Source organism: Aliiroseovarius sp. D2-2, assembly GCF_055809455.1.
This window is the reverse complement of the sequence record NZ_CM147913.1, coordinates 1,233,528-1,247,862: the sequence shown is the minus strand read 5'-3', so window position 1 is coordinate 1,247,862 and position 14,335 is coordinate 1,233,528. Positions and strand designations below refer to the sequence as shown.

The following is a 14,335-nucleotide window of genomic DNA, read 5'->3' as shown; positions in this document are numbered from 1 at the left end:
AGTTCTGGGGTTACTCGCCGCGGGGAAAGCGGGCATTCTCTTCAACATTGTCGAGGTTCATGTGGTTGCGCATGTAGCGCTCAGAGGCCTTGCGGAGCGGCTGATAGTCCCACGGGAAATAGGCCCCGTTGCGCAGCGCTTCGTAGACGACCCAGCGGCGGGCCTGACTTTCGCGCACCTCGTTGTCATAAGCATCTAGATCCCATCGGGCTTCCGACTTCGCGCGCAAAGAGTTTAACGTGCCCTGATGTTCAGGATCCTTCGCATGGTTCACCAACTCGTGTGGGTCCGCATCAAGATCGAACAACTGATCAGGATCTAGCGCACAGCGATTGTATTTCCACTTGCCGTACCGCAGCGACACCAGCGGCGCATACGACGCCTCGGCCGCATATTCTATCGTCACAGGACTGGTGCGTTCTTCACCTTTCGCCAAAGGCACAAGGCTTTCGCCATCAACCCACGGCTTCACTTCGTCCAGCGAGACCCCCGCCAGATCGGCCAGAGTGGGTGTCACGTCGAGCGTTGAAACCGGCGTCTCAACCAACCCCGGCTTAAGTCCGGGCGCGGACACCATCAAAGGCACGCGTGCAGAGCCCTCATAGAAGTTCATCTTGAACCACAACCCACGTTCGCCCAGCATGTCGCCGTGGTCGGATACGAACATGATGATCGCTTCCTGGCGGGTGTTTTCAAGGATATCCAGCATCTCGCCGACCTTGTCATCAAGATAGGAAATGTTGGCGAAATAGGCGCGGCGGGATTTGCGGATGTCGTCTTCGGTGATGTCGAAGTTGCGCCAATCATTGGCGTCAAATATCCGTTGGGCGTGCGGGTCGTGATCGTCGTAGTCCATTGCCGGCACTTCAGGCAGCAGGTGCTCGCAATCCTCATAGAGGTCCCAGTATTTACGGCGTGCCACGTATGGATCATGCGGATGCGTGAAGCTGACGGTCAGGCACCAAGGGCGTTCATCATGGCCGCGCGCCAGATCGTAAAGCTTGGCGCAGGCGTTATATGCCACCTCGTCATCATACTCCATCTGGTTCGAAATCTCGGCGACCCCTGCCCCCGTCACGGACCCCATGTTGTGATACCACCATTCGATCCGTTCACCGGGTTTGCGATAATCCGGCGTCCAGCCAAAATCGGCGGGATAGATGTCGGTGGTCAGACGTTCCTCGAACCCGTGCATTTGGTCGGGACCAACGAAATGCATCTTGCCCGAAAGAGCCGTTTGGTAACCCGCGCGTCGTAGGTGATGCGCATACGTCGGAATGTCCGAGGCAAACTCGGCCGCGTTGTCGTAGACCTTGGTGCGGCGTGGCAAAAGCCCAGACATGAAGCTGGCCCGTCCGGGCGCGCACAATGGGCTGGCCGTATAGGCGTTCTGGAACCGCACCGACTGCGCGGCCAGTTTCTTCAGATTTGGCGCATGCAACCAATCTGCTGGACCGTCGGGGAACAAGGTGCCGTTCAGCTGGTCCACCATGATGATCAGGATATTTGGGTTCGTCATGCATGTTTCTCCAAAATGACATCAAGGCAGTTCAAAACGCGTTCGCAAGCGCGCGTGCCGCTGGGGGTTTCCTCGCGCAGCGCGTGACGGATATAGAGCCCGTCGATCATAGAAGCGATCGTATCCGCGACTTCATGCGCGGCCTCTCCGACAAGGGGACGCAGCCCGTAGACAAGGTTGGAATGCAGTCGGTGCTGATAGACACGCAACAAGCGGCGTGCCCCATCATTGCTTTGAGATAGGACGTAAAAATTTAGCCATGCGCTGATGACTTCAGGACGAAAATTGCCAGCCTCAAAGTTTGCGCGAATGATCGCTTCCACACGGTCACGCGGGTTCTTGGCCCCCATAACAGCTGCGCGCACCTGCGCCCCATAGACCGACAGGATATGACGCATCGCCGCCAGAAAGATCTGATCTTTGCCGCCAAAATAGTGATGCGCCAGCGCACTGGAAACCCCAGCACGCTTGGCGATTTGTGTGACTGTCACATCCAGACTGCCCGCGCGCCCGATCTCGTGAATCGTGGCCTGCACAAGCGCACCCTTACGAATGGGTTCCATTCCAACTTTGGGCATTTCATCCCCTTGCCATCATTAGATTTGCACAGCGTTGCGTTTTTTTAATTGACTCGTCAATCAATAAAAAGCACCGTCCGATCCCAATGAATGCCGGTTTCCCCTCCTCGCAGGCTGCGTTAGGGTTGAACAGATTGGTCCGTTCAATGCGGATCACCAGATTTTGGAACCGCACCAAATAACAGGGAGCTACGATATGAACCTCAAATCCACTCTGTCCGCACTGGCCCTTTCGGCCGTTGCGTCGACCGCATTCGCTGACGGTCATTGCCACGAAGTCACCTTCTCGGATGTAGGCTGGACCGACATTACCGCAACCACCGCTGCAACCTCGGTTGTTCTCGAGGCTTTGGGCTATGAGACCGACATCAAAGTGCTGTCCGTGCCTGTGACCTACACGTCGCTAGCAGAAGGCGACGTTGATATTTTCCTGGGCAACTGGATGCCCACCATGGAAGCTGACATTGCCCCCTATCGCGAGGCTGGCACCGTCGACACCGTGCGCACCAACCTTGAAGGCGCAAAGTATACGCTGGCCGTGAACAAGGCCGCTGCTGATCTGGGCATCAAGGATTTCGCTGACATCGCCGCCCATGCGGATGCTCTGGAAGGCAAAATCTATGGCATCGAGCCGGGCAATGACGGCAACCGTTTGATCCAGTCAATGATCGACGGCAACTCGTTTGGCCTTGAGGGCTTTGAAGTGGCCGAAAGTTCGGAACAAGGCATGCTGGCGCAGGTCGCCCGTGCTGACAAAAAAGACGAGCCGATCGTCTTCCTTGGCTGGGAACCCCACCCGATGAACGCCAACTTCGAGATGTCCTACCTAACCGGCGGTGACGATTTCTTCGGGCCGAACTTGGGCGGCGCTGTTGTCGATACCAACACCCGCGCGGGCTATGTCGCTGACTGTGCCAACACTGGTAAACTGCTGCAAAACCTGACCTTCTCGCTTGCTATGGAAAACGAGATCATGGGCGCAATCCTGAACGACGGTGAAGATGCCGAAGATGCCGCAAAGGCTTGGCTGAAAGCCAATCCCGACGCGTTCATGGCTTGGCTTGATGGCGTGACCACCATGGATGGTGGCGATGCTGTTGCCGCCGTGAAAGGCGCGCTGGGTCTTTGATCCCACAATCCTAAGAAACGCGCCGGGCAATCCCCGGCGCGTTTTTCTTGATCCCCCTCCCAGTGGAAAGGGCGCAGCATGGAATGGCTGACAGAAACGAAGATCCCGGTCGGCAAGACTGCTAAGAAGCTTTTCGATTGGCTTCAGGAAACCGGAGAGCCGTTCTTTGACTGGCTTGCCTGGCTGATGGAGGGGTTGATCGACGCGATCCTTTGGGTGCTTCAGACACCGCACCCGCTGTTCACAACCGCTGTTTTCGTCGGCATCACTTGGCTTATTCAACGCAATTGGAAAACCTGCCTTCTGGTGGCCTTGGGCTTTCTGTTCATTCTCAACCAAGATTACTGGGAAGAAACCACCGAAAGCCTGACGCTTGTCCTGTCGGCTTGCGTGGTTTGTATGCTTGTGGGCACGCCCATTGGTATCGCGGCGGCCCACCGGCCCCGTCTGTTTAAGGCGATGCGCCCAATCCTTGATCTGATGCAGACCCTTCCCACGTTCGTCTATCTGATCCCCGCAATTGTCTTCTTTGGCATCGGTATGGTGCCCGGCCTGATCGCAACCGTGATCTTTGTACTGCCTGCCCCAATCCGCCTGACCCATTTGGGCGTCAGCTCAACCCCGCCGGCCCTTTTGGAAGCGGCACAAGCCTTTGGCGCCACGCCACGCCAAACCCTTTGGAAGGTCGAACTTCCCTACGCGTTGCCGCAAATCATGGCAGGTCTGAACCAAACCATCATGCTATCACTGTCGATGGTCGTTATTGCCGCCCTTGTCGGTGCGGACGGTCTGGGTGTGCCGGTTGTGCGCGCCCTGAACCAAGTGAACACGGCGCTTGGCTTTGAAAGCGGATTCATCATCGTGGTCGTCGCCATCATGCTCGACCGTATTCTTCGCGTGGAGCGCTGATATGACAATCACAACCAACCCCGCCGAGACCGCAGGCGTTGCGGTCAAATTCGACAACGTGTCCATTGTATTTGGCGAACACCCTCAGAAAGCCTTACCGCTGATGGACGCAGGACAAACCCGCGCGGAAGTGCAAGAGGCCACCGGCCAGATACTGGGCGTGCACGATTGCTCTCTGACCGTTCAAGAGGGTGAGATCACTTGTGCTTATGGGTTTGTCAGGCTCCGGCAAATCGACGCTTCTGCGAGCAGTTAATGGGCTAAACCCGGTCGTCCGCGGCGCCGCGCATGTCTGCGACGGGAATGTTCTTGTTGATGTAACAAATGCCGACAAAGCCACCCTGCGCCGCATTCGTGCCCACCGTGTGGCAATGGTGTTCCAACAGTTCGGCTTGCTGCCTTGGCGCACAGTGCGTCAGAACGTCGGGCTTGGGCTTGAACTCGATGGCATCTCGACCATCGACCGAAAGGCGCGCGTCGATGCGCAGCTTGAACTGGTCGGACTAGCGGACTGGGCTGATCGCAAAGTGGGCGAGTTGTCAGGCGGCATGCAGCAACGTGTGGGCCTTGCCCGTGCCTTCGTGACCGAAGCCCCAATCCTTTTGATGGACGAGCCTTTCTCGGCCCTCGACCCGCTTATTCGTGCCCGCCTTCAGGACGAGCTGCTTGAGCTGCAAACCGCGCTGAAACGCACCATCATCTTCGTGAGTCACGATCTGGACGAAGCGTTCAAATTGGGCGATCGCATCGCGATCATGGAGGGCGGACGCATCGTTCAATGCGGCACGCCGCGCGATATCTTCACCAACCCGGTAAACGAATACGTTGCCGATTTTGTTGCGCATATGAACCCGCTTGGCGTTCTGACTGCGCGTGACGTCATGTCGACTGAAAGCTCAACGGCAACAACAACCGTTGATGTTGCAGACCATGTTGATGTGGTCATGAGGGCATTGGCTGGTCAGGGCGAAATCAACGTCATGCAGGCAGGTCAGTCAGTCGGACGCATTACGGCTGATGATGTGATGGCGCGATTGCTGGACCCTCGTAGCGGAAACTAAAGCGCTCAAAGTCGTTCCCATCAATTGGTCAGGCAATACTGCTTACCACCAGATGCCCCTTTCAACCCAACTGCCTTTCGCGGGCAGTCATTTTGGGCAAGGGCGGGCTGAAGGCGTGCCCCTTCATTACGCACCAAGAAGAACTCATGCGCATAGCTGAACCGGCGTACCTGAAGATCCCAGCCACTTAGGGCACCGTCCTGCAGATGCGGATCATTGGGCGGAACAAGCAGCCAATACTCGCGCCCACGCAGGCTTGAATGAACCTGCTTAGATTTGAACCAAATGGCACCTGGATTGCTAAGGGCACACATCTCGGGCCGGGTGACTGCGCGTTTGGTATCCTCATCGCCCTCGACAGCTTGCCAACCGATCAGACGATCACAGAAACTGGCTCCACCTCGCGCGCTGCCTTTATCCTGACCGGATTGGCAGGCCGTAAGGGCAACAATGGCAATGCATGTTGTAAGGGCCGTAAACAAACGCATGAAAAACCTCGTTCAAAATCACTTGAAGCCTACAGCACCTTCGCCTAGCGTCAAGCGCCGCCACCGTCGCACCGAATGATGTGGGGCCGCGAAAACCGAAAGCGATCGAATGCCCAGATTTGCAGCTAACCTAACCCTTCTGTTTGCGGAACTGCCCTTTCTGGATCGGTTCGAGGCGGCTGCCGAGGCTGGTTTTTCCGCGGTCGAGGTCCTTTTTCCTTACGACGATGCCGCGCGCGAAGTTCAGAGGCGGCTAACCGCCAACGGATTGGAAATGGTCCTGATCAATTGCCCGCCTCCCAATTGGGCGGGCGGGGATCGCGGGTTCGCCGCCATCCCAGGTGGGCAGTCCCGGTTTCAACATGACTTCAAGCGCACATTACGGTTTGCTCAGGCCTTCCGCGCAAAGCACATCCACATAATGTCGGGTGTCGCCGACGGCCCGGATGCCCGCGCAACTTTTGTCAAGAACTTGAATTGGGCCGCATCGCACGCGCCGTCACAAAGCCTGACAATCGAGCCGATCAACAGGGATGACATGCCGGGCTATTTCCTGTCCGATTATGATCTTGCTTTGGATATCATCGCGCAGGTGGACGCCCCTAATCTAGGACTGCAATTCGACGCTTATCATGCCCATAAGATCACCGGGGACATGCCTGGCACTTGGGATCGGGTCAAACACCTGACACGCCACATACAGGTGGGCGGCCTGCCCGACCGACACGAACCCATCGCCGGCGTCGTTGACTACCCCACTTGGTTTCGACAGCTGGACCATGAGGGATATACCGGTTGGGTCAGTGGGGAGTACCATCCAGCGGGTCGCACCGAAGATGGCTTGGAATGGATAAAGGGGTTCGACTGACAGGCTCCTGACACTATGCTGTCAGGAGGGGTGTGTCAGTTAGGGGTCATCAACATTGATGAAGGAGAATCAACATGACGACCCAACCCAAAGTTTGCTGGACCGAAATCGCCGTAGGTGACATGGACAAAGCCATCGCGTTTTACAACGAAGTGTTCCAGTGGGACATGAAAGTCGACAATACTGGCCCCAACCCAATGGCATGGCTGGGTGGTGACATGGACACCGCTGGTGGGCACATCTATCCCGGGAAGCCAGGCGCAAATGGCGGCGGCTCTACCATTCACATCACAGTGCCCGACAATCTGGAAAGCACTGTAGAACGTTGCAAGTCCGCAGGCGGCACTATTCTGGGGGACCCAATTGAAATCCCGCCGGGCCGTTTCTCCTATGCAATTGACCCAGACGGCAATTCGCTGGGCCTTTTTGAGCCGAAAGCCTGATCCATGCGCCGTGCTGACCGCCTTTTCCAGATCGTTCAACACCTTCGGGGTGGGCGGTTGGTCACGGCACGCAGTCTTGCCGAAACACTCGAGGTCAGCGAGCGCACGATTTATCGTGATGTCGCTGACCTTATCGGATCGGGCGTGCCGATCGAGGGCGAAGCCGGCGTGGGATATGTCATGCGCGCGGGCTATGACATGCCGCCCCTTATGTTCACCCGCGAGGAAATCATGGCGGTGATCGCTGGCACACATCTGCTTGAGCGTATGGGCGGTGTGTCCATGGCGGCAGCCGCGCGCGAAGCTCTAGTGAAGATACGCGCGGTCCTGCCCGAAGCGCTTCAAGCCCAAGCCGAGCGGGTCGAAATTCACGCAGGCCCCACCTTGATGCCATCAGAACGTGACCGACATTTCATCGACCAGATTGAAGAAGCGATAGATGCGCGTGTCCGATTGGCGTTGACCTATGCGGATGAAAATGGCGCCAAATCAACGCGCACTATCCGCCCACTGGCGCTTTGGCTATGGCGCAATGGCTGGTGCGTGGTGTCGTGGTGTGAACTGCGCGAAGATTTCCGAATGTTCCGTGTTGACCGGATCGAAGGCTTCACCACAGGCGATCGCTTTCGCGAAGAGCGTGATAAAGCCCTTCCCGCGCTTTATGCCCAATTGGCTGAACGCGGCATAGATCCCCGTCAAAACTGCCAAACCGAACCGGGACAAGACTGAAGACCAGTTACGAACCAGCGGATCAGTGCGCTTCGGCCCAGTTCAGTCCAATCCCCGCATCGACGACCAAGGGCACATCCAGCTTAATCGCAGGCTCGGCAGCGCCTTCCATCACGTCGCGAACAACCCCGATCACGTCATCAACCGCATTGTCCTCGACCTCGAAGATCAGTTCATCGTGCACCTGCAAGAGCATCTTGGCTGGCAGTTTGGCGATTGCATCCGGCATGCGGATCATCGCGCGGCGGATGATATCGGCGGCGGTGCCTTGAATAGGCGCGTTGATCGCTGCGCGTTTGGCAAATCCGGCTTGCGGACCTTTCGCACCGATTTCAGGCGTGTGGATACGGCGCCCGAATAAAGTCTCGACCCGTTTGTGTTCTTTGGCGAAGGCCACCGTGTCATCCATATACTGACGGATACCCGGAAAGCGTTCGAAGTATCGGTCAATGAAGCCCTGCGCTTCGGATCGTGGGATGCGCAAGTTGCGCGCCAGCCCAAAGCCAGAGATGCCATAGATTACGCCAAAGTTGATCGCTTTGGCCTGTCGGCGGATGTCTGGTGTCATTTCGTCTATCGGCACATCGAACATTTCCGACGCCGTCATGGCGTGGATATCATGACCATCGCGAAACGCCTGTTTCAGCGCATCGATCTCCGCCACATGGGCCAGAATACGCAGTTCGATCTGGCTGTAATCAAGGCTGATTAACTTGGTGCCTTCAGGGGCAACAAAGGCTTCGCGAATGCGGCGGCCTTCTTCGGATCTTACTGGGATGTTTTGCAGGTTGGGATCTTTCGACGCCATGCGCCCGGTGTTCGCACCAGACTGAAGATACGACGTATGCACCCGACCCGTTTCTGGATGAATGTGATCCTGCAGCGCGTCCGTGTAAGTCGATTTCAGTTTTTGCAGCTGACGATAATCCAGAACGCGGGCGGCAAAAGGGTGCTCCGCCGCGAGGTCTTCCAGCACGTCTGCAGGTGTCGACCATTGTCCGGATTTGGTTTTTTTACCGCCATCCAACTCCATCTCTCCGAACAGAATTTCACCCACTTGCGCAGGCGATTGCACGTTGAAATCGCGACCTGCGATCTCGTGCAGCTCGGCCTCGAACCCGGCCATTTTCTGCGCAAAGGCATTGGACATACGCGAAAGGACTTCGCGGTCCACCTTGATGCCCGTCATCTCCATCTCGGCCAGCACAGGAACCAAGGGCCGTTCAAGTTTCTCATAGACCCGCGTGACCTGGTTTTGATGCAAGCGAGGTTTCAGGATCTGCCACAAACGCAGGGTGATGTCCGCATCTTCAGCGGCATATTTCACCGCATCTTCAATCGGAACGCGATCAAAAGTAATGGCGGATTTCCCGGTGCCCAGCAGCGTTTTGATCGAGATCGGGCTGTGGCCCAGATATACCTCGGACAGCTTATCCATACCGTGATTATGCAGCCCTGCGGCTTGCGCATAGGACATCAGCATCGTGTCGTCGATTGGTGCGATCGCCACACCATAGCGTGCAAGGATTTTGGCGTCGTATTTCATGTTCTGGCCGATTTTAAGGATCGACGGATCCTCGAGCATCGGTTTCAAAGCGGCAATCACTTGATCCAGTGGCAACTGCCCGTCGGCAAGATCAGACCCACCAAAAAGGTCGTCGGCGGCACTGCTTTTGTGGATAAGCGGGATATAGCAGGCCTCGCCCGGCTCTACAGAAAGCGAAATGCCGACTAGGTCGACCAGCATTTCATCAAGCCCAGTGGTTTCCGTGTCAAAGGCAACATAACCACGCGCATAGATGCGATTGATCCAAGCGGTCAGAGCATCGGCATCTTTCACCCACTCGTATTTCTCGGGATCGATGGCTGGCATCTCGGGCGCATCTGCTGCGCCGGCGGCTTCTGGTTGCGCGATTTCGGGCGCGTCCATACCCAGCTTGCCCGCAACCCGGTTGGTCAGGGTGCGGAATTCCATCGCAGCCAAGAAGTCCAGCAGGACCTCCGGTTCAGGGTCGCGCAGCTCCATTCCTTCAAACGGCTCATCCAGATCCATCTGGTCGTCCAGCTTCACCAATTCACGGCTGGTGCGGATTTGGTCTACGTTATCAATCAAGGTCTGACGACGCTTGGGTTGCTTGATCTCGCCCGCACGCTCCAACAGCGTATCAAGATCGCCAAACTCGTTGATCAAAAGCGCGGCGGTTTTGATACCAATGCCGGGTGCGCCGGGCACGTTATCAACGCTATCGCCAGCCAACGCCTGCACATCCACGACACGATCAGGGCCCACACCGAATTTTTCTTCGACGCCTTCAACGCCAATGCGCTTGTTCTTCATCGGGTCGAGCATCTCGACACCGCCCCCCACAAGCTGCATCAAGTCCTTGTCAGATGATAGGATCGTGACCCGCCCCCCGGCTTCATTCGCCTGTCGGGCAAGGGTTGCGATGATGTCATCAGCCTCGAACCCTTCCTTTTCGATGCAGGCAATATTGAAAGCGCGGGTCGCGTCGCGGGTCAGGGGAAATTGCGGCTTCAGATCTTCGGGCGCAGGCGGACGGTTTGCCTTGTATTCCGGGTAAATCTCGTTGCGGAAGGTTTTGCCGGAATGGTCGAAAATCACCGCCACATGGGTGGGCGCATCAGGGCCAACATTGTCTTCCACGAACTTGAAAAGCATATTGCAAAACCCGGCCACGGCCCCAATGGGCAACCCGTCGGATTTGCGCGTCAATGGCGGCAGCGCGTGATAAGCGCGAAAGATGAATGCCGACCCATCGACCAGATGCAGATGACAACCCTTACCAAAGCTCATTGGAACTCTCCCTGACGCGCATGAAACCAGTTAAGACTCAAAAGGCCGCGAGGCACCAGCCCGCGGCCCGAATTTGCTGATGATCAAACAGCCTTTAAGCTGCTTTATCACCATCGGCATGATCCTTGTGAATGAACTTGCAGTCGCAATAGGGGCATTCAACCCAGCCATGTTCATTTGGGATTTGAAGGTAAACACGCGGATGCCCTAATGCGCCTTCGCCGCCATCACAGGCGACCTTGTAGCTATCAACAATCTTGGTTTCAGGCGCGGTCTGGGTCATTTGGGACACCTCTGTCTAATTTGTCGCTTCATTTTAGGTCTCGCAGGGCATCCCCTGCAAGAGCGAAACATCATCCTTTGCGGGCAACCATGCGCCCGATAGGGCGACCGGCCAGAATATGAACGTGTAGATGGGGCACCTCTTGCACGCCATGCTCACCTGCGTTCGAGATCATCCGGTACCCTGCCCCTTCACTGCCTGGATTACTGCACCCAGCATCGCCGAGACTTTCCCGATCGCGCGCGTAAACCCAACGATTTCATCGTCCGAGCCTTCGGTCGCCAAATGATCAAAGGTCACATAAGGCCCTTTGGGAATGACAAGGACATGATCAGGCGCTTGGGGCTGAATATCGCGAAACGCCAATGCATGATCATCCTCATAGACTGTGTCATTCGGAATTTCGCCACGCAGGATTTTGGCAAATATGTTTTGGTCGTCATAGCTGTAGGGCATGGTTGCCTCCCTTCGGCGTCAATCATCAAACAGGTGGTTGGTCTCGGCAATCTCTTGCGCTTGTTCATGCGAAATCGACAGAAATTGCGAAAGTGCGCTTGCGTTTTCCTGTGGCTCACGTCCTTCGCTGATGTGATAGCAATGCTCGAACCCAGCATCCCGTATCTTGTCGCTTTCATGCATAACATCCGCACGGATGGTGGGCAAAAGTCGTTCCATCGACTGCTGTGGCGTGTTCTCACCCGCAAGCCCTACCCGCATGGCATGGCCGGTAAGATATTCATCTGTGAAGATGCTCTCGATCTCCAGCAAACGCGTTGTCGATCGATCCGCGAAGAAATCCTGAAACATTTCCATGTTCTTGGGGTCCATGCAGATCACCATGCGATCTGTGTCGTAATACTCAAAGAGCATCCGCATCAACGCGCGCCGATGTCGGGCACGTTTGCCCATTTGGGTCTGAATGCCACCCAGATCAGGCATGGGGCAGCTGGCCTCGTCAAACAGGTACTCGATGGTCTCGATCCCGGTGACCTCTTTGATTTTGCGAATCAATCTCTTTGCCACATGCCACTTTTTGGCCACGACAATCAGCAGTTCACGTTCACGACCAAGACTTGATTCCGCCTCCCAAAACCGCGGAGCAAACCGCAAGCCGTTGCGCCCACGGCTGGTCAGAAAGCGAAACAGGCTGCGCCCCTCGTTCGAGATCTGAAACTCGATCCCTTCAGCAGTATAAAGGTCGCCCAGACGGCGCTTCAGCTCCGTCGCCTCGGGGCTAATCTTGCGGGCAAATAGGAAATCCTGACTCAACAACAGGTCGTAGTGGTCGTTGTAGAAGGTCACCGGCATCCCATAATCGGTGAACATCAAAAACGTCAGGGTACTTGTCTTGATTTCATTGTCCGGAACCAAGTGACGTACAATGGTCTGGAAAAAGGTTTCGTCAGGGATCCAAGTGGTGCGAAAGAACCGCATGACGTCCTTACGTTTACGGCAAAGGTCGACAACCGATTCAACGGTTCGACGACGCAGGCACCACCATTGGCTACCGATCATCACCTGAATATCGCTGGGCACCTCACGCTTTAAACCAAGGTATTTTTGCAGGTTAAACAACGCATAAAACAGCTTTTTGTGCTTACGCTCGTTTACATAGTGGCGATATACCAGACGTTCTTCTTTGAACCCGGTCTTGATCCAGTCGCTGTCGAAGAAATCAAAGCTTTCGATATAATCCACGTCCTCACGGTCAAGCAGCTCGTGGGCATATTCGGCGGATTTGATCGCCATGCAATCGCCTGACAGCATGTAGAAATGCGTGGCACGCGGAAATGCCTCAAGTGCTGCCTCAACGGCATTCAACGATGCTTGCACCAGTGACCACTCGCCCCAACCGCACTTGATGCGACGTTTAGCAAAGGTAACGTTCGGGTTGTCCTTCAGGGCATCTTGAATACTCTGAAAATCTTCGGGATTGGCACGGGCATCGAAGTGGATCGACATATAGTCGCCAGCAGCGGTCAGCTGCCTTGCTTGCGAAATAATCGCCTCGGGATCTTTGTGGCATAACAGAATGAAGGCGATTTTTGCCATGTGACGCTATGAGACCTTTGGTGCTGACGAATTCCTGCCATAAATAGCTTGAACTTGTGTTCAATAAACAGAGATTCTTTACTTTTTTCATCAATCTGTACACAAACGGGACCAACGGCCCTGACGTAGTGATTAGAAGACGAGGTATTTTATGGGGTTTCCCGGCACCTGGATGACTGAAAGCGAAAGCGTTGTTTATCGCGTCGTACCGAAATGTGCGTGTTCGACCATTGGTCAGATCATGTTCTATTCGGATCACGGCGAGTTCTTTGATGGCGATATTCACGACAGCAAAGATCGCATGCACAAATGGTCTCAGGACCAATCGCAGGCCAAGATCGAACAGAATGTGCGTAGTCACAAAAGCTATGCTTTTACATGCGTGCGCAATCCCTACACCCGAATCCTGTCCAGCTTTTTTGACAAGATCTGCGGCATCCAACGCAATGGTCGTCGCTATCGCGGCAATTTGGTACCTCTGCTCATACAGAAGTATGGGATTGAGGTTGGCGACCCTGAGAACGGGTTCGAGTTCGATCAGATTGAAAGCTTCCGCCGCTTTCTTTTGTTTGCACGTGATACCATCCGTTGGCGCAAACCAATGGATCCAGACATTCACTGGTCGGCCATTTCAGGCCACGTTTCGACCTTCATCGTGAATGGCGGGCGCTACGACAACATCTTCTGGACCGAGAAGTTCAACGACGGAATGCAGTCGGTTCTCGATGCGATCGAAACCCCGCAGAAGGTCATTCTGGACGATATTCCACGCTTTAATGAAAGCGAAGGCCACGGTCCAAAACGCGCGCATCCTGTCGAAGACTACTTTGATGATCTTTCGATGCACCTAGTGTATGAGATCTTCAAGAACGATTTTGAACTGTTCAAGTACGACTTCGAAAATCCAGGGAACAAGATGCCCATCGGCGAGATTGATCTGGATGAGATCCACGCCAAGCTGGGCGACTAACCCAACTTCACTGTAAAGGGACTGCTATGAAAGCGCGCGTCAAATGGGCGGAAGCCCGTAGTTTTGTTGGCACCTCGGGGACCGGGCACAGCATTGTGCTGGGTACGGGGCATGATGGCGGGGGCACACCGGGCCCAAGCCCGATGGAGCTTTTGTTGATTGGGACCGCCGGCTGCTCGGCCTATGACGTTGTGTCGATCCTTGAAAAGGGGCGTCAACGGATTGATGATGTCGAGGTCGAAGTGGACGCAGAACGCGCAGAGACAGACCCAAAAGTGTTCACAAAAATCCACCTGCACTTCATTGTGAAAGGACGCGGAATTAGCGAAGCCAAAGTTGAACGCGCGATTTCGTTGTCGGTGGACAAATACTGTTCCGCCTCGGCGATGATGGCGGCGTCTGCCGCTGTTACGCATGATTTTGAAACAATCGATACTGAATAAAAGAAAGCCCGGCGCAACGCACCGGGCCTTTAAATGTCGTATAGCGAA

General features: G+C 55.4%; 13 protein-coding genes and 2 pseudogenes. 8 read left to right on the top strand and 7 right to left on the bottom strand.

Annotation, left to right across the window (positions count from 1 at the left end; genetic code table 11):
• Positions 1 to 10 precede the first annotated feature (10 nt).
• Positions 11 to 1,519 (bottom strand): choline-sulfatase, encoded by a 1,509-nt coding sequence (gene betC, locus AC0L6A_RS06215; RefSeq protein WP_473292899.1) that lies wholly within the window; start codon positions 1,517 to 1,519, stop codon positions 11 to 13.
• Positions 1,516 to 2,097, bottom strand: a complete 582-nt coding sequence (gene betI / locus AC0L6A_RS06210; protein ID WP_473292897.1) for a choline-binding transcriptional repressor BetI — start codon at positions 2,095 to 2,097, stop codon at positions 1,516 to 1,518. Before betI ends, betC begins: the two co-directional genes overlap by 4 nt.
• Before the next feature lie 196 nt (positions 2,098 to 2,293).
• Between betI and AC0L6A_RS06205 the strand changes: the two genes are divergently transcribed.
• The 3 genes and pseudogenes from AC0L6A_RS06205 to choV all read left to right on the top strand — a co-directional run bounded on the left by AC0L6A_RS06205 (position 2,294) and on the right by choV (position 5,196).
• The gene (locus tag AC0L6A_RS06205) at positions 2,294 to 3,226 is read left to right on the top strand and encodes a choline ABC transporter substrate-binding protein (RefSeq protein WP_473292895.1); all 933 of its coding nucleotides are present in this window, start codon (positions 2,294 to 2,296) and stop codon (positions 3,224 to 3,226) included.
• 78 nt (positions 3,227 to 3,304) lie between these two features.
• Positions 3,305 to 4,135, top strand: coding sequence for a choline ABC transporter permease subunit (gene choW, locus AC0L6A_RS06200; RefSeq protein ID WP_473292893.1), 831 nt, complete (start codon positions 3,305 to 3,307; stop codon positions 4,133 to 4,135).
• A 1-nt stretch (position 4,136) separates the two neighbouring features.
• Positions 4,137 to 5,196: pseudogene (gene choV / locus AC0L6A_RS06195) on the top strand (choline ABC transporter ATP-binding protein).
• A 20-nt stretch (positions 5,197 to 5,216) separates the two neighbouring features.
• Here choV and AC0L6A_RS06190 read toward each other — a convergent pair.
• Entirely contained in the window at positions 5,217 to 5,684 is a 468-nt protein-coding gene (locus AC0L6A_RS06190; RefSeq protein WP_473292892.1) for a hypothetical protein, read from the bottom strand.
• A 109-nt stretch (positions 5,685 to 5,793) separates the two neighbouring features.
• Here AC0L6A_RS06190 and AC0L6A_RS06185 point away from each other — a divergent pair, with 109 nt between their 5' ends.
• From AC0L6A_RS06185 to AC0L6A_RS06175, 3 genes are all read left to right on the top strand, one after another.
• A complete protein-coding gene (locus AC0L6A_RS06185; protein ID WP_473292890.1) occupies positions 5,794 to 6,552 on the top strand; it encodes a hydroxypyruvate isomerase family protein in 759 nt (252 codons plus the stop codon).
• Between the two features lie 74 nt (positions 6,553 to 6,626).
• Entirely contained in the window at positions 6,627 to 6,995 is a 369-nt protein-coding gene (locus AC0L6A_RS06180) for a VOC family protein (protein WP_473292888.1), read from the top strand.
• Positions 6,996 to 6,998: 3 nt separating this feature from the next.
• The gene (locus AC0L6A_RS06175) at positions 6,999 to 7,724 is read left to right on the top strand and encodes a helix-turn-helix transcriptional regulator (RefSeq protein WP_473292887.1); all 726 of its coding nucleotides are present in this window, start codon (positions 6,999 to 7,001) and stop codon (positions 7,722 to 7,724) included.
• Between the two features lie 22 nt (positions 7,725 to 7,746).
• Here AC0L6A_RS06175 and polA read toward each other — a convergent pair whose 3' ends face one another.
• The 4 genes and pseudogenes from polA to AC0L6A_RS06155 form a co-directional block, all read right to left on the bottom strand.
• The gene (polA, locus tag AC0L6A_RS06170; RefSeq protein WP_473292886.1) at positions 7,747 to 10,539 is read right to left on the bottom strand and encodes a DNA polymerase I; all 2,793 of its coding nucleotides are present in this window, start codon (positions 10,537 to 10,539) and stop codon (positions 7,747 to 7,749) included.
• A 94-nt stretch (positions 10,540 to 10,633) separates the two neighbouring features.
• Positions 10,634 to 10,822, bottom strand: coding sequence for a zinc-finger domain-containing protein (locus AC0L6A_RS06165; protein WP_473292884.1), 189 nt, complete (start codon positions 10,820 to 10,822; stop codon positions 10,634 to 10,636).
• 70 nt (positions 10,823 to 10,892) lie between these two features.
• A pseudogene (locus AC0L6A_RS06160) lies at positions 10,893 to 11,278 on the bottom strand (HIT domain-containing protein).
• Between the two features lie 18 nt (positions 11,279 to 11,296).
• The gene (locus AC0L6A_RS06155; protein WP_473292883.1) at positions 11,297 to 12,874 is read right to left on the bottom strand and encodes a DUF5928 domain-containing protein; all 1,578 of its coding nucleotides are present in this window, start codon (positions 12,872 to 12,874) and stop codon (positions 11,297 to 11,299) included.
• A 151-nt stretch (positions 12,875 to 13,025) separates the two neighbouring features.
• On the opposite strand from AC0L6A_RS06155, the gene AC0L6A_RS06150 reads away from it, so the two are divergent.
• Entirely contained in the window at positions 13,026 to 13,844 is an 819-nt protein-coding gene (locus AC0L6A_RS06150; protein WP_473292881.1) for a sulfotransferase family protein, read from the top strand.
• A gap of 26 nt (positions 13,845 to 13,870) precedes the next feature.
• The gene (locus AC0L6A_RS06145; RefSeq protein ID WP_473292879.1) at positions 13,871 to 14,287 is read left to right on the top strand and encodes an OsmC family protein; all 417 of its coding nucleotides are present in this window, start codon (positions 13,871 to 13,873) and stop codon (positions 14,285 to 14,287) included.
• Positions 14,288 to 14,335 lie beyond the last annotated feature (48 nt).